This window comes from Sphaerisporangium corydalis, assembly GCF_025506355.1.
GTDB lineage: Bacteria > Actinomycetota > Actinomycetes > Streptosporangiales > Streptosporangiaceae > Sphaerisporangium > Sphaerisporangium corydalis.
Window position 1 is genome coordinate 75,512 of sequence record NZ_JANZYP010000014.1, and the last position, 22,924, is coordinate 98,435.

Consider the following 22,924-nt stretch of genomic DNA (forward strand, 5'->3'; position numbering starts at 1 on the left):
TCGACCTTTCTGATCATGTGCTGGCTGTTCCTGGTCGGCAGGTCAGCGGGTGGACGGCTCAGCGCCGGGTCTTGGGGTCGAAGGCGTCCCGCAGGGAGTCTCCGAGCAGGTTGAAGGCGACGACGAAGATCACCATGGACACGCCGGGGAAGATCAGATAGGTGATGTCCTGGTGATAGACGTTGGAGCCGACCAGGAACATGCGCCCCCAGTCAGGGGTCGGCTCGGTCATGCCGACGCCGAGGAATCCGAGCCCGGCCTCGGCGCCGACGTACAGCGGCAGCGCGAGGGTGGACTGGATGATGATCGGCGTCCACAGGTTGGGCAGCAGTTCCTTGAAGATGATGCGGAACGGCGAGGCCCCGGTGACCTTGGCCGCCTCGATGAACTCGCGCTCACGCAGGGACAGCACCTGGGCGCGCAGCAGCCGGGAGATGGTGGCCCAGCCGAGGACGGTGAGCACCACGCAGATGGAGACGTAGCGGAGCCAGACCGGCGTCTCCTCCTCGGGTGACACGACCGCCGCCTCGACGACCGGCAGGAACACGATGAGGAAGAGCTGGGAGGGGAAGGCGAGCAGCGTGTCGATGATCCGGCCGATGACGTAGTCGGTCTTGCCGCCCACGTAGCCCGACCAGATGCCCATCACCACGCCGATGACCGTCGTGATGATCGTGACCACGATGGCGATGGACAGCGAGGTGCGGATGCCGTACACGAGCTGCATGAACACGTCGCGGCCGAGGCCCGGCTCCAGGCCGAACCAGAAGTCGCCGCTGACGCCGCCGTTGGGCAGGATCGGGTAGCCGTAGTCGTTGAGCAGGCCCGGCTGGTTCTGGCCGTAGGTGGTGTACGGATCCTTGCCGTACACCATCGAGATCACCGGCGCGAGGATGGCGACCAGGAAGTAGAACGCCACGATGAAGGCGGACGTCACTCCCGTGCGGTCGCGGCGGAAGCGCCGCCACATGAGCTGGGCGGGCGAGCGGCCGACCATGGGAGAGCCGCCCGCGCCTGCCACCGCGGCCGGCGAGGGCCCGGAACCGGCCTCGGGGGTCGTGGCCTGTGAGGGGAGAGTCATTGTGCGGGTGCCACCAGAGATCGATCGCAGTAAATCGTGACTTGAGGGAACCTTGGCAATTTATTACCCGTGGGTCAATGTCCGCGACTCATCCTTTACACGATTTCGACGTTCGTTGCGCAAAGTCAATCAGGTTGTGTCCCTGGACCCATTGACCTGCGGCGATAGCGTAGGTCAGACTATCGATTGCGCGCAATTTGCATTGTCACGATTCTGTGACACAAGCATGACGTGCCCATGACGGAATCCCCCGATTATACGCCGATCGCCCAAATGGGATCGCGCGTGCGCGAGGAGGATGCGCCGCCCGCCCCCGTGAGGTGACGACCTCCGTACACGGTCGCCCCGCGCCGCGGCGTCCAGGTGATCCCGGCCGGCCTCCGTTACGGCCCCGGCGCGCGGCGCGCCAGACGCCTGCTGCTCGGCCGCCTGGAAGACAGGGGTGACCCCTACCTAGCAAGCGCTTGCTTAAAGTGGGGGCCCCGAGGGTTACGCCCGCTTTGCCGTGCATGGCACACTGATAGGCAGAGCAGCGTGCTCCGGGGTCGGTGAAATTCCGAACCGGCGGTGACAGTCCGCGACCCGGCCGAGTCCATCGGCCGGTTGACCCGGTGGGATTCCGGGACCGACGGTGAGAGTCCGGATGGGAGGAAGCGCGCATGCGTCCGGCGACCCTGTCGCCGGGCGTCTACGTGGTGCGTCGACCGCGCCCGATCACCCCGGGGCCCGCCGTGGCAGTAATTGCTACTGGCGAGTAGGAGGGGCCGGATGGGCCGACCGGAGACGACCACGTGCCGCGCGGGCGCACGCGCCGCGCCGTTCCGCACCCTGCCCGGCACCGCCCCGGGTTCGTCCCCGCCCTTTCGCGGAAGACGCGCGGGTCCACGCGGGTTGGTTCCTCACGCGGGAACCGATCGGCCACGGCCCCGGCTCCTCGCCCGGCCCCACCGCGTAAGGAGCGTTCATGTTCACTGGAATCGTTGAGGAGCTCGGCGAGCTCGCCGGGGTGGAGGCGCTGCCCGACGCGGCGCGCTTCTCCATCCGGGGCGCCACCGTCGCCCCCGGCGCCCGCCACGGCGAGTCGATCGCGGTCAACGGGGTCTGCCTGACCGTCGTGGACGCCGAAGGCGAGACCTTCACCGCCGACGTGATGAAGGAGACCCTCGACCGCAGCTCCCTCGGCGCCCTCACGCCGGGCACGCGGGTCAACCTGGAGCGTGCCGTCCGCGCCGACCAGCGCCTCGGCGGCCACATCGTGCAGGGCCACGTCGACGGCACCGGCGAGATCCTCGCCCGCGAGCCCGCCGAGCACTGGGAGGTCGTGCGCATCTCCCTGCCGCCCGGCCTCGGGCGCTACGTGGTGGAGAAGGGGTCGATCGCCGTCGACGGCGTCAGCCTCACCGTGATGAGCGTCGAGGAGGACCGGTTCGCGGTCAGCCTCATCCCGACCACTCTGCGGCTCACCACCCTCGGCCTCAAGCGGCCGGGCGACCCGGTGAACCTCGAGGTCGACGTGATCGCGAAGTACGTCGAGAAGCTCGTCGGCGCGCACACCGGGAGCGCCGCCCGATGAACTGGACCCAAGCGGGTTTCGACCTGTCCGGCCAGCACGTGCTCTACACCGACCTGGCCGGCAACATCCTGGCCCTGACGACCGTGTGGCTGGCGATACGGCGCACCATCTGGACCTGGCCGGTGCAGCTCGCCGGTTCGGTCCTGCTGTTCGCCGCCTCGGTCCAGGCGCACCTCACCGGCAGCGCGCTCAAGCAGGTGATGTTCGGCGTGCTCGCCGTCTACGGCTGGGTCCGCTGGACGCGCGGCACCAAGGACGGCGGCACCCTGCCCGTGCGCCCCGGCAGCGCCGCCGAGCGCCTCACCCTGGTCGCCGTCATGGTGGCGGCCACCGCCGCGGTCGCCTGGTTCTTCTCGGTCACCGGCTGGTCCTGGGCGCCGCTGCCGGACGCCTACATCTTCGTCGGCAGCGCCATCGCCACCTACGCCCAGGGCCGGGCGCTCATCGACTTCTGGTGGATCTGGGTGGCGGTCGACCTGGTCGGCGTCCCCCTGGCGTTCCAGTCCGGGCTGGTGGTGTCCGGAGTGGTGTACGGCATCTTCTTCGTCATGGTCCTGCTCGGGTTCCGCGAATGGCGGCGGCAGTACGGCCGCCGGCTGGAGGTAGTCACGACATGAGCGACACCACGCTCGACCCGATCGAGCGCGCGATCGGCGACATCCGCGAGGGCAGGGCGGTCATCGTCGTCGACGACGAGAACCGCGAGAACGAGGGCGACATCATCTTCGCCGCCTCCAAGGCCACCCCCGAGCTGCTGGCCTTCACGATCCGCTACACCAGCGGGGTCATCTGCGTGCCCATGCTCGGCGAGCACCTCGACCGCCTCGGCCTGCCGCTGATGGTCCACCAGAACCGTGAGCGGCTGCGCACCGCCTACACGATCAGCGTGGACGCCCGCGACGGGGTGAGCACCGGCATCTCGGCGGCCGACCGCGCCAGGACCATCCGCACCCTGGCCGACTCGGCCACCGAGCCCTTCGAGCTGGTGCGCCCCGGCCACATCTTCCCGCTGCGCTACCACGAGGGCGGGGTCCTGGCCCGCCGCGGCCACACCGAGGCGGCGGTCGACCTCGCGCGCCTGGCCGGGCTCACCCCCGCCGGCGTGCTCGCCGAGATCGTCAACGACGACGGCACCATGGCGCGGCTGCCCGAGCTGCGCCGGTTCGCCGACGAGCACGACCTGGCGCTGGTCTCCATCGAGCAGCTCGGGGAGTACCGCCGCCGCACCGAGCGGGTGGTCACCCGCGTCGCCGTCACCGAGATCCCCAACCGGTACGGCCTGTGGCGCGCGTACGGCTTCGCCAGCGGCATCGACGGCGGCGAGCACCTCGCCCTGGTCTACGGGGACATCGGCGACGGCGAGGACGTCCTGGTCCGCGCGCACTCCGAGTGCCTGACCGGCGACGTGCTCGGCTCGCTGCGGTGCGACTGCGGGGTGCAGCTCGACCACGCCATGCGCACCGTCGCCGCCGAGGGCCGGGGGGTCATCGTCTACCTGCGCGGGCACGAGGGGCGTGGCATCGGGCTGCTGGCCAAGCTGCGGGCCTACAGTCTCCAGGACGGCGGCAGCGACACCGTGGACGCCAACCTGGAGCTCGGCCTGCCGGTCGACGCCCGCGAGTTCTCCAACGCCGGCCAGATGCTGGCCGACCTCGGGGTCAAGTCCGTGCGGGTGCTGACCAACAACCCCGCCAAGCTGCGCGGCCTGGACGGCTACGGCATCAAGGTGCTCGGCCGCGCGCCCATGCCGGTGGCGGCGAACGAGTACAACATCAGGTACCTCACGGCCAAGCGCGACCGCCTCGGCCACCAGATCGAAGGAGTCCGATGAGCGAGCGCGCGGCGCGCGGCCGGAACGCCGGGAAGGGCCCGCGCGCGGCGGGCGGCGGGGCGGGCCGGTGAGCGGCACCGGGCGGCCCGAGGCCGTCCCCGTCGGCGCGGCGGGGCTGACCGTCGGCATCGTCGCCGCCCGATGGCACGAGGACATCACCGACCAGCTGCTGACCCGGGCGCGGGAGGCCGCGCGGGAGTGCGGGGCCGAGAGCGTCGCGGTGCGGGTGGCCGGCTCGCTGGAGATCCCCGTGGTGGCGCAGGCCCTGGCGCGGCGCTGCGACGCGGTGGTGGCCCTCGGCGTGGTGATCCGGGGGGAGACGGCGCACTTCCAGTACGTCTGCGACTCGGTCACCTCCGGACTGACCCGGGTGTCCCTGGACGAGTCGACTCCGGTGGGCAACGGGGTCCTGACGTGTGACAACCTTGATCAAGCCGTCGACCGGTCGGGCCTGCCCGGGAGTCACGAGGACAAGGGGTACGAGGCCACGGTCGCGGCGATCGAGACAGCGTTGGTGTTGCGTGATCTGAAGGGATGAGGGAATTGCCGCGCCGATCCATCCGCCGCGCCCGCCGGGCGGGCCGTCGTGCCTGACAACGACCCCCCGCCGCTGCCGGTGGTCTGGCGCCCGCGCCGGGCCCGGATCCTGGCGTACGGGTTCGCCGCGGTGATGCTCGTGGGCTCGGTCGTGCTCGCCCTGCTCCTGCCGCCGCCCTTCAAGCTGCCCGACAAGATCGGGCTGGTGGTCTTCGGCTGCGTGGTCGCCTTCATCCTGCACCTGCTCGGGCGGCTGCGCGTCGAGGCCGACGAGCTGGGGGTCACGGTCGTGAACGCCGTGCGCGTCCACCGCTACGAGTGGCCCGAGGTGCTCGGCGTGACCCTGCCCGAGGGGGAGCCGTGGCCCAAGCTCGACCTGGCGGACGGGTCCAGCGTCGGCGCCATGGGCATCCAGGGCACCGAGAAGGGCCGCTCCCGCAGGGCCGTGACCGAGCTGCGGGCCCTGATCCACCAGTACGGCGAGGCCCCCGACCGCCGGTAGCCGCCCCGCCCCGCACGCGCGGGAGGCCCCGGCGCGTGCCGGGGCCTCCTGTGCTCATCTCAGCGGGTCGTGGGGGTCAGGGGTAGGAGACGACGTTGGACGGGACGGTGTTGGTGCTGAAGTTCGGCTCGCCGGTGTCGTTGATGACGTGGTTGTACCGGCCCTTGCCGCCTAGGGACACCACCAGCAGGCTGTGGAACTTCACGCCCGCCTTCACCGGGGTCTCGAAGCCGTGCTCGGCCTGGATGGCCGGGTCACTGGTGAAGTTGCAGTAGCTGCCGACCCCCCAGGCCTCGTGGGTGTTCACCGCGTTCTCGACCTTGTACGCGGCCCAGCCCTTGACCGAGCCGTTCATGTACGCGGCCTGGTTCGGCGGGTCGTAGGGGAGCTCGTTCTGGAAGAAGATCGTGCGCCCGCGCTCACCGAACCACTGCACGTTGTACTTCTGGTAGTGCTCGACGAACAGGCCCGTCGCCAGCACGTCGTCGCCGTAGACGCGCAGGCCGTAGTCGGCGGTGTTGACCGTCCAGCCGATGCCCGAGCCGTGGTCGGCGCGCCACAGCCAGGTGTGGTCGATGATCGTGTCGTCGGAGTACACGGCGACGCTGGTGGTGGCCTTGCCGGCGAACTGGCCGCCGATCCGCACGAACACGTCCTGCACCGTGATCGGGTTGGCCGAGTGGTCCACGTGCGCGCCCTGCTGGCCGATCTCCAGCAGCGTGGGCGAGTTGACCGTCCCGGCGTCGATGAGGAAGCCCGCGAGCTTCACGCCGTCGACGTCGGAGACCTTGACGGCGGTCACGCCGTTGTCGGGCACCAGCGTCGCCAGGCCGAGGCCGAGGAGGATGGTGTCGGCCCGGGTGACGTTCACCGTCTGGCTCAGGTGGTAGACGCCGGGGGTGAACAGGATGTGCAGGCCCTGGGTGATCGCCTGGTTGAGGGTGGCGGCGGTCACGCCGGGCTTGGCCACGTAGAACTGGCTGAGCGGCAGCGACGTCCCGGGGGTCGGGCCGTTCGCCCAGGTGGTCCCGCGCGAGTTGGTCCGCTTGCTCGGCACGAACACCCGGTACTCCGAGCCCTCCAGGTACAGGTAGGGCTTCTCACGGGAGATCGGGGTGGTGTCCAGGGTGGTGTACACCGGGTTCGGGAAGCTCGTCGCCGGAGCGCCCTGCACGCCGGAGAACGTCATGTTCCACACGCCGTTGAGCCAGCCGCCGATCGAGCTGTCGCGGGTGTACCACTGCTGCTGCGAGTAGGGGCCGACCGTGCCGTCGATCTTGCTGTCGGCGATGTAGCCGCCGGAGGCCCAGCCGTAGCCGGACGGCGCCAGGTTCAGCCCGCCCTTGATGTGCATGCGGCGGAACGGCGCCGCCTGGGCGACGGCCCACCGGTTGGTGCCGTCGTAGGGGGCCACCGACAGGTTCTCGGTGGAGCGCCAGAAGTTCTGGGTGGCGTTGCCGCCGAACCAGCCCGCGTCCACCGACACGCCCTTGACCGTCACGTCGTCGGGGTTGCGCCCGAGGCCGTGCACCGAGGTGTAGAAGCCGGTGTTGACGTTGACGTCGTAGCTGCCCGGCTTGAACATCAGCGCGTAGCGGCCGAGGCCGAACTGCGCGGCCTCCTGCTGGGTGAAGATCGTGTTGATCTGCGACTGGATCGTGGCCGAGGACATCGAGGGGTCGAAGACCTTCACGTTCGGGCCGAGGTCGCCGCCGCCGGGCAGCGTCGGGCCGCCGGTGCCGCCGTCGGTCAGGACGTGGACGCCGATTTCCCACAGCGAGTAGCCGTAGCCGGTGGCCCGCGCGGTGCCGTAGACCCGCAGGTACCTGCCCGAGCCGGACACGTCGTAGGAGACGGTGCCGCCCGTGCCGCCGGTGACCGCCTTCAGGTCGCTCCAGGCGGACCCGTCGGCGGACGCCTGGACCTTGAAGTCGCGGCCGTAGGCGGCCTCCCAGGACAGGTCGACCTTGCAGATGCTCTGGGAGGAGCCGAGGTCGACCTGGACCCACTGCGGGTCGCTGAACTGGCTCGACCAGCGGGTGCCGGCGTTGCCGTCGAAGGCGAACCTGGCCGCGTTGCCGTCGTTCTCGTTGCTGGAGCTCGTCGCGGTCTTGTTCAGCGCCGCGTTCGCGGTGTCGCAGACCGCGGCGGCCGCGAGGGCGTTCGCGGTGGAGGGGGCCGTCGCCGCCTTGCCTTGCGGCAGGGGGGCGGCGGCGCGGGCGGGGGCCGCGACGGCGGTGCCGGCGAGCATTCCGCCGAGCATCACGAGTGCGGCGCCCGCAGCTCTGACTCTCATGTTCTGACGCTCCGATTCACTGGGGTGGGGGGTGGACTGGCGGTACCCAGATGGGAGAGCGCTCTCCAAATTGCCACGTCAATGCCCCTGTCAAGGGGTGGGACAGGGGTGCCCGGAGAGCCGGGAGGGCATCCGTCCCTGATCAGGACCATGGCGCGGTGCCTGACAGGGGCGGCGCCCCCTCGCTGGAGAGCGCTCTCCGATGCGGCTGACGCTAGATCCCGATTTCGCCCACGTCAAGGGTTACGGACGTGTGAACCTTCGCGGCGGATCGTGTTGCGTTTCCCGCACCAGGCGGGGCGAGGGGTCGTTGGAAGCGGCGGACGGCCCCTCGCCTGAGCTCACCCCGGAGGCGGCGGAGGGTAGCGGCTCTTGCGGCGCGTCTCGGCCGCGGCCTGCTCGTCGAGCTGCCGCGCGAGGTCCTCGAGGTTGTCGGCGCCGAGCACGTTGGAGACTCCGAAACGGGCGGCGGTGGCGGACCAGGGGTGGCGCCGGTAGGCCACCCACCCGCCGTGGAAGTCCAGGATCTCCCACGTCCTGCCGTGGGCCTGCTGGACCTGGGCCAGCGTCGGCCGGTTCACGGTCACCGCCCGCATGCCGGGCCCCCGAGGACTTCGCCCGGCTGTTTCCCGTTCGGGTGGGGGCGGCGCGGTGCGGGGGGAGATGCGACGTGCGTGCAGGCCACTGTCACGGGAGCCTTTCCTCGGAACCTGAGTCAAATTCGCTTTACCGAACGCCGTCAGGACGTTCAGAAGTCATTCGACGCCGAGGGGTATCTGGATGACTCGCAATCAACTTCTTCGAGGATCCGGCGGGTTTTTTCGCCCGCCAACCAGGCCTAACCGGGCGTACCGGGAGATGTTCCCCGCGTACGGACCGGACCGTTCCGCGCGTTTATGGGCGTCCGTCATCTCCTCGCCGTGCCCGGCGGCCCGCACCCCGAAGTTCTTGACCGGCCCGGCCGCCGTGCAGATGATCGGCCGGTGGCGCGGGCGGGCCCGCGCCACCGCGTGTCCCGGCGGTCAGGCGGGCAGGCGGACCGCGTCGCCGGCGCGGTCGAGGACGCCTCGGCGGCGCAGTTCCGGCAGCACCCCCTCACCGAACCAGTAGGCCTCCTCAAGGTGCGGGTAGCCGGACAGGACGAACTCGCTGATGCCCTGGTCGGCGTACTCCTCGATGAGGTCGGCCACCTCGGAGTGGCTGCCGACCAGCGCCGTGCCCGCGCCGCCGCGCACGAGCCCGACGCCCGCCCACAGGCCCGGGTGGATCTCCAGGTCGTGGACGCCTCCCCCGTCGCGGCGGTAGCCCTCGTTCAGGGCGAGCATGCGCTTCTGCCCGACCGAGTCGCTGCGGCCCAGGGTCTGCCGGGCGGTGGCGATGTCGGCGGGGTCGATCGCCGCGAGCAGCCGCCCGGCCTCGGCCCAGGCCTCCTCGGAGGTGTCGCGGGCGATGACGTGCAGCCGGACGCCGAACCGCAGCGTCCTGCCCTCCTCGGCGGCCAGCCCCCGCACCCAGGCGATCTTCTCGGCGACCTGGGCCGGCGGCTCGCCCCAGGTGAGGTAGGTCTGGACGTGCCGCGCCGCGACGACGCCCGCCGCCGCCGAGGAGCCGCCGAAGTACAGCTCGGGCACCGGGTCGGGCACCTCCGACACCGTGGCGCCCTCCACCTGGTAGTGGGCCCCGGTGAAGTCGTAGGGGGTGCCGCTCCACGCGCCGCGCACGATCGACAGGAACTCGTCGGTGCGCGCGTACCGCTCGTCCTTGGACAGGTGGTCGCCGAAGCGCCGCTGCTCGGTGCCCTCGCCGCCGGTGACGACGTTGAGCAGCAGCCGGCCGCCGGAGATGCGCTGGTAGGTGGCGGCCATCTGGGCGGCCAGGGTGGGGGAGACGAAGCCGGGCCGGAAGGCGACCAGGAACTTCAGCCGGGTGGTCTGCTGGGTGAGCGCGGCGGTGACCAGCCAGGCGTCCTCGCACCACGTGCCCGTCGGGGTGAGCACCGCCTCGAACCCGAGCTGCTCGGCCGACCGCGCGATCTGGCCGAGGTAGTCGATGGTGGGCGGCCGGAAGGCGTTCGCCGTGGAACGGCCGTGACCCCCTCGCAGCCCGTGTCCGCCGCCGACGATCGCGCGGCCGTCTCCGGAGGTGGGCAGGAACCAGTGGAACTTCACAGCCATGCTCAGGTGTCCTTCTTGACGATGTCGTTGAACCTGCGGTCGGCGAAACGCGCGAAGTCGATCTTCGAGGGGAACAGGCCCCCGGCGGTGAACGCGTCGGCCATCTCCTGCTCGGAGGCGATCAGCGCGTCGTCGATCGGCACCGGGGTGGTGGTGCGGTTGGCCGCGGCGGCGGTGGTGACCTCGATGGGCAGGCCCGTCTCCTTGGCCCACACCTTGGCCCATTCGGCCTGGTGGGAGTTGGCCCAGATCTTGGCGCGCTGCAGGCGGGTCAGGTAGTCGCGGATCGCGTCGGCCTTGGCGGTGTCGGCGAGCGCGGCCTGCCCGGCCACCTGGAAGTTGTAGCCGTTGACGTAGCCGGTGCCGTCCACCAGGACCTTGGCCTGGTTCGCCACCTTGGCCTGCGAGGTGTAGGGGTCCCAGATCGCCCAGGCGTCGATCTTGCCGGAGCTGAAGGCGGCGAGCGCGTCGGCGGGCTGCAGGTAGCTCACCGTGATGTCGTCGAAGGTCAGGTTCTCCTTCTTCAGCACGGCCAGCAGGTGGTAGTGGGCCGAGCTGCCCTTGGCCACCGCGACCCGCTTGCCCTTGAGCTGGGCCGGGCCGGTGATGGCCGACCCGGCCGGCACGACCACGGCCGCGCCGGCGACGTTCTGCCGGTCGGCGGCCACCACGGTGATCTTCGAGCCGGCCGCCGCCGCGAAGATCGGCGGGGTGTTGCCGACCGCCCCGAGGTCGACGCCCCCGGCGTTCACGGCCTCAAGGAGCGGCGGGCCGGAGGTGAACTGCGCCCAGGTCACCTTGTACGGCAGCTTGTCCAGCTCGCCGGCCGCCGTCAGGAGCACCTGGGAGCCGGCCTTCTGGTCGCCGATCCGTAAGGTGATCTCCTGGGCGCCGGACGAGGAGCCCGGGGCGGAGGTGCCCGAGGCGCCTCCGCAGGCGGCGAGCACCGCCGTCAGCGCCAGCGCGCCGAACAGCCGGACGGTCTTGCTGATCATGGTTTTCCTTCCGGGGCGGGGCCGGGGGCGGTGGTCATCGCCCGGCCTCCGCCGTGAGGGGCCGATCGGGCACGGGATGGCCCTCGGGGCCCACGCCGAGGGCGGTGAGCAGGCGGGCGCGCAGGGCGACCAGCTCGGGGTGGTCGCGGTGGCGGGGGCGGCCGGCGGAGATGGCGGCCTCGTGGGCGATGCGTCCCCCGTCCAGGACGAGCACGCGGTCGGCCAGGACCAGCGCCTCGTCCACGTCGTGGGTGACCAGCAGCACGGCCGGGCGGTGCGCGGCCCACAGCCGCAGCACGAGCCGGTGCACGGTGATGCGGGTGAGCGCGTCCAGGGCGCTGAACGGCTCGTCGAGCAGCAGCAGCTCCGGCTCCCTGACCAGCGCGCGGGCCAGGCTGGCCCGCTGGGCCTCGCCGCCGGACAGCGTCAGCGGCCAGGCGCCCGCCCTGCCGGTCAGCTCGACCTCCTCCAGGGCACGCCGGGCGCGCGCGGCGGCGTCGGGCGCGGCCAGGCCGAGCGCGACGTTGGCCTCCACCCGCTTCCAGGGCACCAGGCGCGGTTCCTGGAAGGCGACGGCGACCGTGCCGGTCACCTCCAGCCCGCCCTCCACGTCGCGGTCCAGCCCGGCCAGGGCGCGCAGCAGCGTCGACTTGCCCGACCCGCTCCGGCCGAGCAGCGCGATGAATTCGCCGGCGTGGACGTCGAGGTCCAGTTCGTCGAGGACGGTGCGGTCGCCGAACCGCCGGGTCAGGCCCCGGACGGCGGCTACTCGCCGAGGAAGCCGCTCCTCCATGAGAGCGCCCTCCGTTCGAGCAGGCGCACGACGGCGTCGGTGAGCAGGCCGAGCGCGCTGTAGACCAGCAGCCCGACCACGATCACGTCGGTCCGCAGGAACTCCCTGGCGTCGTTGATCATGTATCCGAGCCCGGCGTCCGCGTTGACCTGCTCGGCGACGATGAGGGCGAGCCAGGCCACGCCGAGGCTCTGCCGCAGCCCGACGAGCGTCTGCGGCAGGGCCCCCGGCAGCACGATGTGGCGGATCAGCGCGGCGCGGCCGAGTTCCAGGGTGCGGGCCAGCTCGGCGAGCTTGCCGTCCACCCCCCGCACGCCCGCGAAGGTGTTGAGGTAGAGCGGGAAGGACACGGCGAGCGCCACCAGCGTGACCTTGGGGGTCTCGCCGATGCCGAACCACAGGATGAACAGCGGGATCAGCCCGAAGAAGGGCAGGGCGCGGAGCATCTGCATGAGCGGGTCGACGGCGTTCTCCCCCGCGCGGCTCAGCCCGGCGACCAGGGCCAGCAGCACCCCGGCGAGCCCGCCGAGGACGAACCCGATGGCGACCCGCTGGAGCGAGACGGCGATGGCGGTGGGCAGGGTGCCGTCGGTGACCAGGTCGACGGTGGTGGCGGCGATGGTGGCGGGCCCGGCGAGCAGGCGTTCGGGCAGGAGCCCGGTGGCGCTCGCGACCTGCCACAGGACGACGACGACCAATGGGCTGATCCAGCGCCGCCAGGCCTTTCTCCGGGCCGAGGGGCGGGGGGCCGGTGGGCGGGGCGGGCGGCCGGGTGCGGGCGGGCCCGGCGGGGCGGGCTCACGGGCCGCCTGAACTTCCAGTGCGGGGGAGGACATCGAAGGGCCTCGCTGAGGTTGTCGAGTGCGGCGTCTCTCCGCATAATTAACGGTAATTCCTACCAAGTCAATAGGTTTTGTCCTTTGCTTCGGGTCCGGGACCGTTTCGGCGGCTCCGGCCAGAGCGGCGCCCCGCTACCGGCGCGTAACCTGAGGGGGTGCTGCACAGGACGGTCCGGGCCGTGGACATCGAGACCCCGGGCATGCTCGCCCGCCTCCTCGGCGAGCACGCCTACCTCGCCGACGAAGGGCTGGCCACCGCGTGCTTCCTCGCGCTGCGCATGGGCCGGCCGCTGTTCCTCGAAGGGGAGGCCGGGGTCGGGAAGACCGAGCTGGCCAAGACCCTCGCCGCCGTCCTCGGCGCGCCGCTCATCCGCCTGCAGTGCTACGAGGGCCTGGACGCCGCCCAGGCCCTGTACGACTGGGACTTCGCCCGCCAGCTGCTGCACCTCAAGGCCGCCGAGGCCACCGGCGCCACCGGCGCGGGCGACGCCGCCCGCCTGGAGGGCGAGCTGTACGACCGGCGGTTCCTGATCGCCCGCCCGCTGCTCAAGGCGCTGGAGACCCAGCCGAGCGTGCTGCTGGTCGACGAGGTCGACCGGGCCGACGACGAGTTCGAGGCGTTCCTGCTCGAGGTGCTGTCCGATTTCACCATCTCGGTGCCCGAGCTCGGCACCATCAGCGCCAAGACGCCCCCGGTCGTGGTCGTGACCTCCAACCGCACCCGCGACGTGCACGACGCGCTCAAGCGCCGGTGCCTCTACCACTGGCTGGAGCACCCCGGGTTCGAGCAGGAGGTCGCCATCCTGCTGCGCCGTCTGCCCGACTGCACCGAGACCCTCGCCGCGCAGGTCGCGCGCGCCGCCGGGCGCCTGCGCGCCGCCGGCCTGGTCAAGCCGCCCGGCGTCGCCGAGACCATCGACTGGACCGAGGCGCTGCTCACGCTCGGCGCCCGCGACCTGGACCCCGGCCTGGCCGCCGCCACCCTCGGCGCGGTGCTGAAGTACCGCGAGGACCAGCGGGCCGTCCGCGAGAACGGCCTGCTCGGTGGGTGACCTCACCGCCACCCTGACCGGCTTCGCCCGCACACTGCGGGCCGCCGGCGTCCCGGCCGACCACGAACGGACCCAGAACCTCCTGCGCGCGGCCGCCTGCCTGGACGTCACCGACCGCCGGGCCGTCTACTGGGCCGGCCGGCTGACCCTGTGCGCCGGGCCCGACGACCTGCCCCGCTACGACCGCTGCTTCGCCGCCTACTTCGGCGGCGAGCGAGCCCGCCCCGGCCGCCCGGCCCCGGCCGTGGTGACCGTCACCCGCCACACCGTCTCCCCCCGAGGCGAGGACGCGGGCGGGGACGGCGACCAGCGGGCGCTCCCGGCGACCGCCAGCCGCGCCGAGGTGCTGCGGCGGCGTGACGTCGCCCGCGTGACCGCCGCCGAGCTCGCCGAGATCCACCTGCTGCTGTCGATCCTGAACGCGCGAAGGGAACGGCGCCGCTCCCGCCGGTTCGCCCCGGCCCACCGCGGCCGCCTCGACGCCCGGCGCACGATCAGGGAGACCCTGCGCCGGGGCGGCGAGACGGCCCGGCTGCGCCGCAGGGTCCACCGGTCCCGGCCGCGCCGCGTGGTGCTGCTGGTCGACGTCAGCGGCTCGATGGCCCCCTACGCCGACACCCTGCTGCGGTTCGCGCACGTCCTGGTCCGGTGCGAGCCGCGCGCCACCGAAGTGTTCAGCGTCGGCACCCGCCTCACGCGCGTCACCGCCGAGCTGCGCCACCGCGACCCCGGCACGGCGATGCGCGAGGTCTCCGCGGCCATCCCCGACTGGAGCGGCGGCACCCGGCTCGGCGAGGAGCTCAAGGAGTTCCTCGACCGGGGGTCGGGCGCGCGCGGCGCCGTCGTCGTGATCGCCTCCGACGGCTGGGAGCGCGGCGACCCCGCCCTGCTCGGGCACCAGATGGCCCGGCTGTCCCGGCTCGCCCGCCGGGTGGTCTGGGTGAACCCGCACAAGGGCCAGGACGGTTATCAGCCGCTGACCGGCGGGATGCGTGCGGCCCTGCCGCACGTCACGGCGTTCGTGGCCGGGCACAGCCTGGCCGCGTTCGAGGAACTCGCGGAAAGGCTGTCCCATGCGTGACGTGCTGTCGCAGATCGTGCGGTGGTGGTCGGCCGGGGAACGGTTCGGCCTGGCCACCGTGGTCGGCACCTTCCACAGCGCCCCGAGGCCGCCCGGCGCTTCCATGGCCGTCTTCGGCGACGAGGCCGTCGGCAGCGTGTCCGGCGGCTGCGTCGAGGGCGCGGTGTACGACCTGGCCCAGCAGGTCGTCAAGGACGGCCAGGCGGTGCTCCAGAGGTACGGCGTCAGCGACGACGACGCGTTCTCCGTCGGGCTGACCTGCGGCGGCATCATCGACATCCTGGTCGAGCCGGTGTCGAAGGAGACCTTCCCCGAGCTCGGCCGCGTCGCCGCGTCGGTGCGCGCCCACGAGCCGGTGGCCGTCGCGACGATCCTGGCCGGGCCCGGGCGCGCCGGGGCGCGCAAGGTGATGTGGGCCGGGCACGCCTCGGGGTCGCTCGGGCCGCCGAGGCTGGACGCCGCGGTGGACGACGACGCGCGCGGCATGCTCGCGCAGGGCCTCACCGGCGTGCGCCGGTACGGGCCGAGGGGCGAGCGGCGGCTGGACGACCTGTCGGTGTTCGTGCAGTCCTTCGCCCCGCCGCCGCGCATGCTGGTGTTCGGGGCCATCGACTTCGCCGCGGCGGTCGCGCGGGTCGGCAAGTTCCTCGGCTACCACGTGGTGGTGTGCGACGCGCGCCCGGTGTTCGCGACGACGAAGCGCTTCCCCGACGCCGACGAGGTGGTGGTGAAGTGGCCGCACGACTACCTGTCCACCGCGCACGTCGACGAGCGCACGGTGATCTGCGTGCTCACCCACGACCCGAAGTTCGACGTGCCGCTCCTTGAGGTGGCCCTGCGCACCGACGCCGGGTACGTGGGCGCCATGGGGTCGCGCCGGACCCACGACGACCGGCTGGCCCGGCTGCGCGAGGCGGGCCTGCCCGAGGCGGCGCTGGCCCGGCTGCGCTCGCCGATCGGGCTGGACCTCGGGGCCAGGACCCCCGAGGAGACGGCGGTGTCGATCGCGGCCGAGCTGATCCAGCATCGCTGGGGCGGCTCGGGCCGTGCGCTGAGCGACACCAGCGGCCGCATCCATGGCATCGCGGGCACGGCGGAGCGGACCGAACGCCCGGCGGAGGGCGCCGCGGAGGGCGATCATGGGAACGGATCGGGGAAGGAGCCACGGGAAGGGGCCACGTGAACGTGTCGACCAGATCAGGATGCGCCGGCTTACTGCTCGCCGCCGGGCAGGGCGCCCGCCTCGGCACGCCGAAGGCGGTCGTGGAGTTCGAGGGCGAACGGCTGGCCGACCGGGGGGCGCGGCTGCTGCACGAGGGCGGCTGCCACCCGGTGATCGTGGTACTCGGCGCGGTGACCGTGCAGGTCCGCGCGGCGGTGACCGTGCGCAACCCCGACTGGGCCACGGGGATGGGCTCATCCCTGCGCGTCGGGCTGGACGCCCTGCCGCCGGCCGCACTGGCCGTCGTGGTCGCCCTCGCCGACCAGCCGCTGATCGGCGCGCTCGCGGTGCGGCGGCTGATCGACGCCTGGCGGGGCGGCGCGGCCGTGGCGGTCGCCACCTACGGCGGCGCGATGCGCAACCCCGTGCTCATCGGCAGGGCGCACTTCGGTGAGGTGGGCAGGCTCGCGGCCGGGGACGTCGGGGCCCGGCCGTTCCTGCGGGCGCACCCTGAGCTGATCACGCGGGTGCCCTGCGACGACGTGGGGGATCCCGCCGACATCGACACGCTCGACGACCTGGTCAGGCTCTCGCCGCCCCCCGAGGCGACCGGCGCCCCGGGCACGCGGGCGCGGCCTGGAGTTGGTGACGAGGACGCGACTCGATAACCTGACCCGACTGGAACAACATTCGGTTCCTGCTCGGACGGAAGGACGCGGGATGCGCATCGGCATGGCCCTGAACTACGCCGGAGGCTTCAAGGAGACCGTGGCGGAGCTGGCCGACTACGAAAGCGCCGGGCTCGACATCGTGTTCGTCGCCGAGGCCTACAGCTTCGACGCCGTGAGCCAGATGGGGTACATCGCGGCGAAGACCGAACGGATCCAGATCGCCTCGGGCATCCTGCCGATCTACTCGCGCACGCCCGCCCTGCTCGCCATGACCGCCGCGGGCATGGACTACGTCTCCGACGGCCGCTTCGTGCTGGGCCTCGGCGCCTCCGGCCCGCAGGTCATCGAGGGCTTCCACGGCGTCCCGTACACCGCGCCGCTGGGCCGCACCCGCGAGGTGATCGAGATCTGCCGCAAGGTGTGGCGGCGCGAGCGGCTGACCCACGAGGGCAGGCACTACACGATGCCGCTCCCGGCCGGCCAGGGCACCGGGCTCGGCAAGCCGCTCAAGCTGATCAACCACCCCGTCCGGCCGCGCATCCCGATCGTGGTGGCGGCCATCGGCCCGAAGAACGTCGAGCTGACCGCCGAGCTGGCCGAGGGCTGGGAGCCGATCTTCTACGTGCCGGAGAAGGCCGCCGGGGTGTGGGGCGACGCCCTTTCCGCGGGCAGGGCCAAGCGCGCCGGCGACCTCGGCGAGCTGGACGTCATCGCCCAGGCCACCCTGGCGATCGGCGAGGACGTCACGGGTTTTCTGGAGTTCGGCCGGCCGATGGCCGCGCTGTACATCGGCGGCATGGGCGCCAAGGGCAGGAACTTCTACAACGACCTCGCCCGGCGCTACGGCTACGAGAAGGAGGCCGAGGCGATCCAGGAGCTCTACCTCGACGGCAAGAAGGACGAGGCCGCCGCGATGGTGCCCATGGAGCTGCTGGAGAAGATGTCGCTCGTCGGGCCTGAGGGCTTCGTCCGCGACCGCGTCGAGGCCATGCGGGAGTCCGGGGTCACCACGATCAACGTCAACCCGATCGCCGGCACCCACCAGGAGCGGATCGCGCTCATCGAGAAGATCAAGGAGATGGCGGCCTGAGGGCGCTTCCTCGCTGATCGCGCCGGATGTCATGGCGTGCGCTGGTTTCGGCGTGCAAGGTCGTACAGTCGTGGACATGTCCGCCATACACGAATCGCGGCGCGCCCTGCTCGCCGCGCTCCTGGCCGAGCACGACGTGGACGCGCTGCTGGTCACCCGGGGCGTCAACGTGCGCTACCTGACCGGCCTGGTCAGCTCGAACGCCGCCGTCCTGGTGCGGGCCGACGCCACCGCCCTGCTGGCGACCGACTCCCGGTACATCGAGACGGCACGCCGGGTCTGCGACGGCGTCGAGGTCGCCGACCGGCGCGACCCGGCGGCCGCCCTGATGGAGGCGGCGGAGCGGCCGGGCATCGAGGCGCACGTCATGTCCGTCGCCCAGTACCGGCGCCTCGGCGAACCGGTGGCCCTGGAGGGCCTGGTGGAACGGCTGCGGGTGGTCAAGGACGAGACCGAGATCCAGGCGCTGCGCTCCGCCTGCGAGCTGACCGACCAGGCCTTCGCCGACGTGACGGCCACCCTGGCGGCGGGCATGACCGAACGGCAGGTCGCCCGCGCGCTGGAGTCGCGCATGACCGAGCTCGGCGCCGACCGGCCGGCCTTCGACTCGATCGTGGCGAGCGGGCCGAACGGGTCGGTGCCCCACCACGCCCCCTCCGACAGGCCCATTGAGCGCGGCGACCTGGTCACCATGGACTTCGGCGCCCTGTACGAGGGCTACCACGCCGACATGACGCGGACCGTCGCGGTGGGCGCGGTCGCCGGCTGGCAGCGCGAGCTGTACGACCTGGTCCGCCAGGCGCAGCGCGCCGGGCGGCGTGCCCTGGCCCCCGGCGCCTCCACGGCGGAGGTGGACGCCGCCGCGCGCGACGTGATCGAGGACGCCGGGTACGGCGGGCACTTCGGGCACGGCCTCGGCCACGGCGTCGGCCTGGAGATCCACGAGGACCCGTTCCTGCGGGCCACCGGTGCCGGTAGACTCGAGGATCGGGTTCCGATCACCGTCGAGCCCGGCGTCTACCTGCCGGGCAGGGGCGGCGTCCGGATCGAGGACACTCTCGTGACGCGCACCGACGGACCGGAGCTCCTCACCCGCACGACGAAAGAGCTGCTGGTCCTGTAAGGGCGGGCCGGCGGCCGCGCGAGCGTGACCATGACGACGCAGGAGAGAACGAGTGGCGACGACCAACGACCTCAAGAACGGCCTGGTGCTCAAGCTCGACACTGGCGAGCTGTGGACCGTGGTGGACTTCCAGCACGTCAAGCCGGGCAAGGGCGGCGCCTTCGTCCGCACCAAGCTCAAGAACGTGCTGTCGGGCAAGGTCGTGGACAAGACCTTCAACGCCGGCGTGAAGGTCGAGGTGGCCAATGTCGACAAGCGGGAGATGCAGTACTCCTACATGGACGGCGACGACTTCGTCTTCATGGACACCGAGACCTACGACATGCTCAACGTCCCCCGGGTGACCGTGGGCGACGCCGCCAACTACCTGCTGGAGAACACCCTGGCGACCGTCGCGGTCAACGAGGGCAACGTGCTGTACATCGAGCTCCCGGCCGCCGTCGAGCTGACGATCTCCCAGACCGAGCCGGGCCTGCAGGGCGACCGCTCCACCGGCGGCACCAAGCCCGCCACGCTGGAGACCGGCGCCGAGGTCAAGGTGCCGCTCTTCATCACGACCGGCGAGAAGATCAAGGTCGACACCCGCACCGGCGAGTACCTCGGCCGGGCCTGAGGTGTCGGCTCGGGGAAAGGCGCGCAGGCGCGCACTGGACATCCTCTTCGAGGCCGAGCTGCGGAGCGAGCCCCCGGCGAACGTGCTCGCCGAGCGCGTGGAGCGGGCGGAACCGCCGGTGAACGAGTACACCACGACCCTGGTCGAGGGCGTGAACCTGCACCGGTCGCGCATCGACGAGCTGATCTCGACCTACGCCGAGGGCTGGACCCTCGACCGCATGCCCGCCGTCGACCGCAACCTCCTGCGGGCCGGCACCTACGAGCTGCTGTGGGTCACCGACGTGCCCGAGGCGGTCGTCATCAGCGAGTGGGTCCACCTCGCCTCGGAGCTGTCCACCGACGAGTCCCCCCAGTTCGTCAACGGCCTGCTGGCCCGCTTCAAGCAGCTCAAACCATCGCTCGCGCTGTGAGGCGTCCCGGCCCCGCGGGGAGGCCGGGCGACCCGCCGCGGCGGCGCCGCACCGCGTAGGCTGGGGCCCACCGACACGCTTCAAGGAGGCGAGCTGAAGTTGCGCACCGAAGGCGCCACACGCCAGGCGGCCACCTCTCCGGCGGTGCGCACCGCCGTGGTGTGGGACGCGCTGCGGGCCGCCCTGGCCGAGCGGGCGGGCGCCACCGGGCGTGAACGGCTCGACATCCTCGACGCCGGAGGCGGCACCGGAGGCTTCGCCGTGCCGCTCGCCGAACTCGGCCACGCGGTCACCGTGGTCGACCCGAGCCCCGACTCGCTCGCGGGCCTGGAACGGCGGGCCGCCGAGGCCGGGGTGGCCGTCAGGGGCATCCAGGGCGACGCCGCCGACCTGCGCGACCTGCTCGCGCCCGGCTCGGCCGACCTCGTGCTGTGCCACAGCGTCCTCGAGTACGTCGAGGACCCCGCCGGCGCGCTGGCCGCGGTCGCGGGGCTGCTGAGGGACGGCGGGGTGATCAGCGTCCTGGCGGCCAACCCGGTCGCCACGGCCATCCACCGCTCGCTCTCGGGCCATTTCGACGAGGCCAGGCAGGTCCTGACCGACCCCTCCGGCCGCTGGGGGGACCAGGACCCGACGCCCCGGCGCTTCAGCGGCGACGCGCTCGCGGCCCTGCTGGCGGCGGCGGGGTTCACCCCCGGCGAGGCCAGGGGCGTGCGGATCTTCGCCGACCTGGTGCCCGGCCGGCTGCTCGACGGGGAACCGGGGGCCGCGCGGGCGCTGATCGCGCTGGAACAGGCCGCCGCCGCCCATCCGGTGCTCCGTGACATCGCCACCCAGCTCCACGTGCTCGGCCACCGGTGACGCCCACCGGAAAAACGTCCCCGGCGCAAGCCACTGGTAGAACGCCTGTTCGGTAAAGGATCAACGCGTGTCGCGCAAGCAGGTTCTGCGGTCGGATCCAGGGCCGGGCCATGACCCGGCCCGCCCGGCCGACGACACCGGCTGCCCGATCCTGCACGTCGACATGGACGCCTTCTTCGCCAGCGTCGAACTGCTCGACCGTCCCGAGCTGCGCGGCGCCCCGGTGATCGTCGGGGCCGCGGGCGCCCGGGGGGTCGTGCTCAGCGCCACCTACGAGGCCCGCCGCCACGGGGTCCACTCGGCGATGCCGATGACCCGCGCCCGCCGCCTGTGCCCGGACGCCGTGGTCATCCCGCCCAGCCACGGGAAGTACTCCGCGGTCTCCAAGGGCGTCATGGAGATCTTCCACGCCATCACCCCCGAGGTGGAGCCGATCTCCTCCGACGAGGCGTTCCTGGACGTGGGCGGCGCCCTGCGCCGGCTCGGGCGGCCCGCCGCGATCGCCGCCATGATCCGCGCCCAGGTCGCCGAGCGCCACGGCATCACCTGCTCGGTGGGCGTGGCGAGCAGCAAGTTCGTGGCCAAGCTCGCCTCCCGCCACTGCAAGCCTGACGGCCTGCTGGTCGTCCCCGCGGCCGGGGTGGTGGAATTCCTCCACCCGCTGCCCGTCGCGGCCCTGTGGGGCGTCGGGGAGCGCACGGAGCAGGCCCTGGTGCGGCTCGGCATCAAGACCGTCGGCGATCTCGCCCAGGTGCCCCCCGCGACCCTGCGGCGCGAGTTCGGGGCCGCGGGGACCCATCTGTCCGAGCTCTCCTGGGGCCGCGACGACCGCCGGGTCACTCCGCACACCCCCGACAAGAGCATCGGCGCCGAGGAGACCTTCGCCCACGACGTCGACGACCCCGAGGCCATCCGCCGCGAGCTGCTGAGGCTGTCCGAGCGGGTCGCCGGCCGGCTGCGGGGCGGCGGCCACGTCGGCCGCACGGTCAGCGTCAAGCTCCGCCGTTCCGACTTCACGACGATCACCCGTTCCCGCACCCTGCGCGAGGCGACCGATGTTGCGAAAGAGATATATGCCACTGCCTGCGACCTCTACGGGGCCGCCGGTCTGGAGCGCGTACGGCTCCGGCTGGTGGGCGTGAGAGTGGAGAACCTGCGCCCGGCGGGCACCGCGACCCGCCAGATGGGCCTCGGAGAACGTGAAACGGGCTGGCGGGAGGCCGAAATGGCGATGGACAAGGCGATGCGGAGGTTTGGCCCGGAAGCGGTCCGCCCGGCGTCGCTTGTCAGGCCCCCGTTTGATGGAATAGATCTATGACGTCGCCTCCGGTTTGGTCTACGTTGGACGTTTTCTTTCGCCTACGTCTACAGCCTCGTATTCTGGGGATAACCGACCGCGAGGTCCGGACACCCTGTGGTGCCCGTTGCCGTCTACCCCGTCAAGGGGCTGTCCTTGGGAGGCGCCGTGCCGCTCTCTGAGCACGAGCAGCGCTTGCTCGACCAGATCGAGCAGGCCCTCTACGCCGAGGACCCGAAGTGGGCCAATACCGTTCGGATCAGTGATCCGCGCAACCATTACAAGCGCCGCCTGGTGAAGGCCTCCATCGGCTTCGTCCTCGGTGTCGTCCTGTTGATGGTGGGCGTCGTGGCACCGATCATCCCACTCGGTGTAGGCGGCTTCGTGGTCATGCTCGCCGCGTGTCTGTGGGGTCTGTCCAGTTGGAAGCGCATGAACGGGTTCGGCGGTGAGGCAAGGCCGGCGGGCGCCACGGGGCAACCCGAGCGGCGGCGGGCCAACCGTCCGAGCTTCATGGAGCGCATAGAGGAGCGCTGGCGCCGCAGAGGCGACGAGCGCTGAGCCGCCGCACGGCGGCCCCCCGCCGTGCGCCTCCGCCCCCCGGACGCCCCCCGTCACGACTCCTCAGGGTGACCTTCCGGCTGCCCGGCGTCCCCTCCGGCGGCCCCGGCACGCGCGCCCGTCCCATCCCCGCCGAGGCTCCGCGCCGCCGTCGGCGGCCCACGGCCCGGTCGCGCACGGTGACCGCCCGCGTGCCCGGCGTCCCCCCGGACCGATCCGGGACGGCCGTACGGCGTCACCTCGGGGGAGGCCGACCTATCCGGACGGCCACAGTTCGAATTCCGGTCACCGGACGGGAACGGTCCGTGACCCCCGGCCTTCGGGCATGACAGACCCCCGTCGCCGGCCCGGGTGACGGCGGCGCCCCACCGCCGGGTGGC

Annotated in this window: 23 protein-coding genes and 1 riboswitch; of the genes, 16 read left to right on the plus strand and 7 right to left on the minus strand. The window is 72.2% G+C overall.

Features of this window, described 5'->3' with window-relative positions; translation table 11 throughout:
* Window positions 1-58: 58 nt before the first annotated feature.
* Window positions 59-1,081 carry an ABC transporter permease gene (locus NYZ98_RS12795; RefSeq protein WP_262842882.1) on the minus strand — a complete coding sequence of 341 codons (1,023 nt, stop codon included), beginning with the start codon at window positions 1,079-1,081 and terminating at the stop codon, window positions 59-61.
* Window positions 1,082-1,611: 530 nt separating this feature from the next.
* A riboswitch (FMN riboswitch) is annotated at window positions 1,612-1,742 on the plus strand.
* A 303-nt stretch (window positions 1,743-2,045) separates the two neighbouring features.
* Between NYZ98_RS12795 and NYZ98_RS12800 the strand changes: the two genes are divergently transcribed.
* The 5 genes from NYZ98_RS12800 (at window position 2,046) to NYZ98_RS12820 (ending at window position 5,524) form a co-directional block, all read left to right on the plus strand.
* On the plus strand, window positions 2,046-2,654 hold the full coding sequence (locus NYZ98_RS12800; protein WP_262842884.1) for a riboflavin synthase: 609 nt from the start codon (window positions 2,046-2,048) through the stop codon (window positions 2,652-2,654).
* Entirely contained in the window at window positions 2,651-3,271 is a 621-nt protein-coding gene (locus NYZ98_RS12805; protein WP_262842886.1) for a nicotinamide mononucleotide transporter family protein, read from the plus strand. Before NYZ98_RS12800 ends, NYZ98_RS12805 begins: the two co-directional genes overlap by 4 nt.
* The gene (locus NYZ98_RS12810; protein WP_262842888.1) at window positions 3,268-4,485 is read left to right on the plus strand and encodes a bifunctional 3,4-dihydroxy-2-butanone-4-phosphate synthase/GTP cyclohydrolase II; all 1,218 of its coding nucleotides are present in this window, start codon (window positions 3,268-3,270) and stop codon (window positions 4,483-4,485) included. Before NYZ98_RS12805 ends, NYZ98_RS12810 begins: the two co-directional genes overlap by 4 nt.
* Before the next feature lie 67 nt (window positions 4,486-4,552).
* The gene (gene ribH / locus NYZ98_RS12815; RefSeq protein WP_262842890.1) at window positions 4,553-5,023 is read left to right on the plus strand and encodes a 6,7-dimethyl-8-ribityllumazine synthase; all 471 of its coding nucleotides are present in this window, start codon (window positions 4,553-4,555) and stop codon (window positions 5,021-5,023) included.
* 48 nt (window positions 5,024-5,071) lie between these two features.
* Window positions 5,072-5,524 carry a PH domain-containing protein gene (locus NYZ98_RS12820; protein ID WP_262842892.1) on the plus strand — a complete coding sequence of 151 codons (453 nt, stop codon included), beginning with the start codon at window positions 5,072-5,074 and terminating at the stop codon, window positions 5,522-5,524.
* Window positions 5,525-5,600: 76 nt separating this feature from the next.
* Here NYZ98_RS12820 and NYZ98_RS12825 read toward each other — a convergent pair whose 3' ends face one another.
* From NYZ98_RS12825 to NYZ98_RS12850, 6 genes are all read right to left on the minus strand, one after another.
* Complete coding sequence (locus tag NYZ98_RS12825; protein ID WP_262842894.1) at window positions 5,601-7,820, minus strand: discoidin domain-containing protein; 2,220 nt, start codon at window positions 7,818-7,820, stop codon at window positions 5,601-5,603.
* Between the two features lie 341 nt (window positions 7,821-8,161).
* Window positions 8,162-8,416 (minus strand): hypothetical protein, encoded by a 255-nt coding sequence (locus tag NYZ98_RS12830; protein ID WP_262842896.1) that lies wholly within the window; start codon window positions 8,414-8,416, stop codon window positions 8,162-8,164.
* A gap of 426 nt (window positions 8,417-8,842) precedes the next feature.
* Window positions 8,843-9,994: an LLM class flavin-dependent oxidoreductase gene (locus NYZ98_RS12835; RefSeq protein ID WP_262842898.1), complete on the minus strand. Its 1,152-nt coding sequence runs from the start codon at window positions 9,992-9,994 to the stop codon at window positions 8,843-8,845.
* 2 nt (window positions 9,995-9,996) lie between these two features.
* Window positions 9,997-10,989: an ABC transporter substrate-binding protein gene (locus NYZ98_RS12840; protein ID WP_262842899.1), complete on the minus strand. Its 993-nt coding sequence runs from the start codon at window positions 10,987-10,989 to the stop codon at window positions 9,997-9,999.
* A gap of 34 nt (window positions 10,990-11,023) precedes the next feature.
* Entirely contained in the window at window positions 11,024-11,782 is a 759-nt protein-coding gene (locus tag NYZ98_RS12845) for an ABC transporter ATP-binding protein (protein ID WP_262842900.1), read from the minus strand.
* Window positions 11,755-12,618 carry an ABC transporter permease gene (locus tag NYZ98_RS12850; protein WP_380707689.1) on the minus strand — a complete coding sequence of 288 codons (864 nt, stop codon included), beginning with the start codon at window positions 12,616-12,618 and terminating at the stop codon, window positions 11,755-11,757. Before NYZ98_RS12850 ends, NYZ98_RS12845 begins: the two co-directional genes overlap by 28 nt.
* A 203-nt stretch (window positions 12,619-12,821) precedes the next feature.
* On the opposite strand from NYZ98_RS12850, the gene NYZ98_RS12855 reads away from it, so the two are divergent.
* The 11 genes from NYZ98_RS12855 (at window position 12,822) to NYZ98_RS12905 (ending at window position 22,544) form a co-directional block, all read left to right on the plus strand.
* Window positions 12,822-13,673, plus strand: coding sequence for an AAA family ATPase (locus tag NYZ98_RS12855; protein ID WP_262842994.1), 852 nt, complete (start codon window positions 12,822-12,824; stop codon window positions 13,671-13,673).
* Complete coding sequence (locus tag NYZ98_RS12860; RefSeq protein ID WP_262842903.1) at window positions 13,666-14,754, plus strand: vWA domain-containing protein; 1,089 nt, start codon at window positions 13,666-13,668, stop codon at window positions 14,752-14,754. The genes NYZ98_RS12855 and NYZ98_RS12860 overlap by 8 nt, the downstream gene beginning before the upstream one ends.
* The gene (locus tag NYZ98_RS12865) at window positions 14,747-15,937 is read left to right on the plus strand and encodes an XdhC family protein (RefSeq protein WP_262842905.1); all 1,191 of its coding nucleotides are present in this window, start codon (window positions 14,747-14,749) and stop codon (window positions 15,935-15,937) included. Before NYZ98_RS12860 ends, NYZ98_RS12865 begins: the two co-directional genes overlap by 8 nt.
* Window positions 15,938-15,939: 2 nt before the next feature.
* On the plus strand, window positions 15,940-16,584 hold the full coding sequence (locus tag NYZ98_RS12870; protein WP_262842907.1) for a nucleotidyltransferase family protein: 645 nt from the start codon (window positions 15,940-15,942) through the stop codon (window positions 16,582-16,584).
* 52 nt (window positions 16,585-16,636) lie between these two features.
* The gene (locus tag NYZ98_RS12875; RefSeq protein WP_262842909.1) at window positions 16,637-17,677 is read left to right on the plus strand and encodes an LLM class F420-dependent oxidoreductase; all 1,041 of its coding nucleotides are present in this window, start codon (window positions 16,637-16,639) and stop codon (window positions 17,675-17,677) included.
* Window positions 17,678-17,753: 76 nt separating this feature from the next.
* Window positions 17,754-18,800 carry a M24 family metallopeptidase gene (locus tag NYZ98_RS12880; protein ID WP_262842912.1) on the plus strand — a complete coding sequence of 349 codons (1,047 nt, stop codon included), beginning with the start codon at window positions 17,754-17,756 and terminating at the stop codon, window positions 18,798-18,800.
* 52 nt (window positions 18,801-18,852) lie between these two features.
* Entirely contained in the window at window positions 18,853-19,413 is a 561-nt protein-coding gene (gene efp / locus NYZ98_RS12885; RefSeq protein WP_262842915.1) for an elongation factor P, read from the plus strand.
* 1 nt (window position 19,414) lies between these two features.
* Window positions 19,415-19,825, plus strand: a complete 411-nt coding sequence (gene nusB / locus NYZ98_RS12890) for a transcription antitermination factor NusB (protein WP_262842918.1) — start codon at window positions 19,415-19,417, stop codon at window positions 19,823-19,825.
* Between the two features lie 99 nt (window positions 19,826-19,924).
* On the plus strand, window positions 19,925-20,686 hold the full coding sequence (locus NYZ98_RS12895) for a class I SAM-dependent methyltransferase (protein ID WP_262842920.1): 762 nt from the start codon (window positions 19,925-19,927) through the stop codon (window positions 20,684-20,686).
* Between the two features lie 67 nt (window positions 20,687-20,753).
* Entirely contained in the window at window positions 20,754-22,004 is a 1,251-nt protein-coding gene (locus tag NYZ98_RS12900) for a DNA polymerase IV (RefSeq protein WP_262842922.1), read from the plus strand.
* 147 nt (window positions 22,005-22,151) lie between these two features.
* A complete protein-coding gene (locus tag NYZ98_RS12905; RefSeq protein WP_262842923.1) occupies window positions 22,152-22,544 on the plus strand; it encodes a DUF3040 domain-containing protein in 393 nt (130 codons plus the stop codon).
* Window positions 22,545-22,924 lie beyond the last annotated feature (380 nt).

What these genes read in the sequence shown, in the direction of transcription:
- NYZ98_RS12795 (WP_262842882.1), bottom strand. Translation starts at nt 1,081, where the DNA reads ATGACTCTCCCCTCACAGGCCACGACCCCCGAGGCCGGTTCCGGGCCC.
- NYZ98_RS12800 (WP_262842884.1), top strand. Translation starts at nt 2,046, where the DNA reads ATGTTCACTGGAATCGTTGAGGAGCTCGGCGAGCTCGCCGGGGTGGAG.
- NYZ98_RS12805 (WP_262842886.1), top strand. Translation starts at nt 2,651, where the DNA reads ATGAACTGGACCCAAGCGGGTTTCGACCTGTCCGGCCAGCACGTGCTC.
- NYZ98_RS12810 (WP_262842888.1), top strand. Translation starts at nt 3,268, where the DNA reads ATGAGCGACACCACGCTCGACCCGATCGAGCGCGCGATCGGCGACATC.
- NYZ98_RS12825 (WP_262842894.1), bottom strand. Translation starts at nt 7,820, where the DNA reads ATGAGAGTCAGAGCTGCGGGCGCCGCACTCGTGATGCTCGGCGGAATG.
- NYZ98_RS12830 (WP_262842896.1), bottom strand. Translation starts at nt 8,416, where the DNA reads ATGCGGGCGGTGACCGTGAACCGGCCGACGCTGGCCCAGGTCCAGCAG.
- NYZ98_RS12835 (WP_262842898.1), bottom strand. Translation starts at nt 9,994, where the DNA reads ATGGCTGTGAAGTTCCACTGGTTCCTGCCCACCTCCGGAGACGGCCGC.
- NYZ98_RS12840 (WP_262842899.1), bottom strand. Translation starts at nt 10,989, where the DNA reads ATGATCAGCAAGACCGTCCGGCTGTTCGGCGCGCTGGCGCTGACGGCG.
- NYZ98_RS12845 (WP_262842900.1), bottom strand. Translation starts at nt 11,782, where the DNA reads ATGGAGGAGCGGCTTCCTCGGCGAGTAGCCGCCGTCCGGGGCCTGACC.
- NYZ98_RS12850 (WP_380707689.1), bottom strand. Translation starts at nt 12,618, where the DNA reads ATGTCCTCCCCCGCACTGGAAGTTCAGGCGGCCCGTGAGCCCGCCCCG.
- NYZ98_RS12855 (WP_262842994.1), top strand. Translation starts at nt 12,822, where the DNA reads ATGCTCGCCCGCCTCCTCGGCGAGCACGCCTACCTCGCCGACGAAGGG.
- NYZ98_RS12865 (WP_262842905.1), top strand. Translation starts at nt 14,747, where the DNA reads ATGCGTGACGTGCTGTCGCAGATCGTGCGGTGGTGGTCGGCCGGGGAA.
- NYZ98_RS12875 (WP_262842909.1), top strand. Translation starts at nt 16,637, where the DNA reads ATGCGCATCGGCATGGCCCTGAACTACGCCGGAGGCTTCAAGGAGACC.
- NYZ98_RS12880 (WP_262842912.1), top strand. Translation starts at nt 17,754, where the DNA reads ATGTCCGCCATACACGAATCGCGGCGCGCCCTGCTCGCCGCGCTCCTG.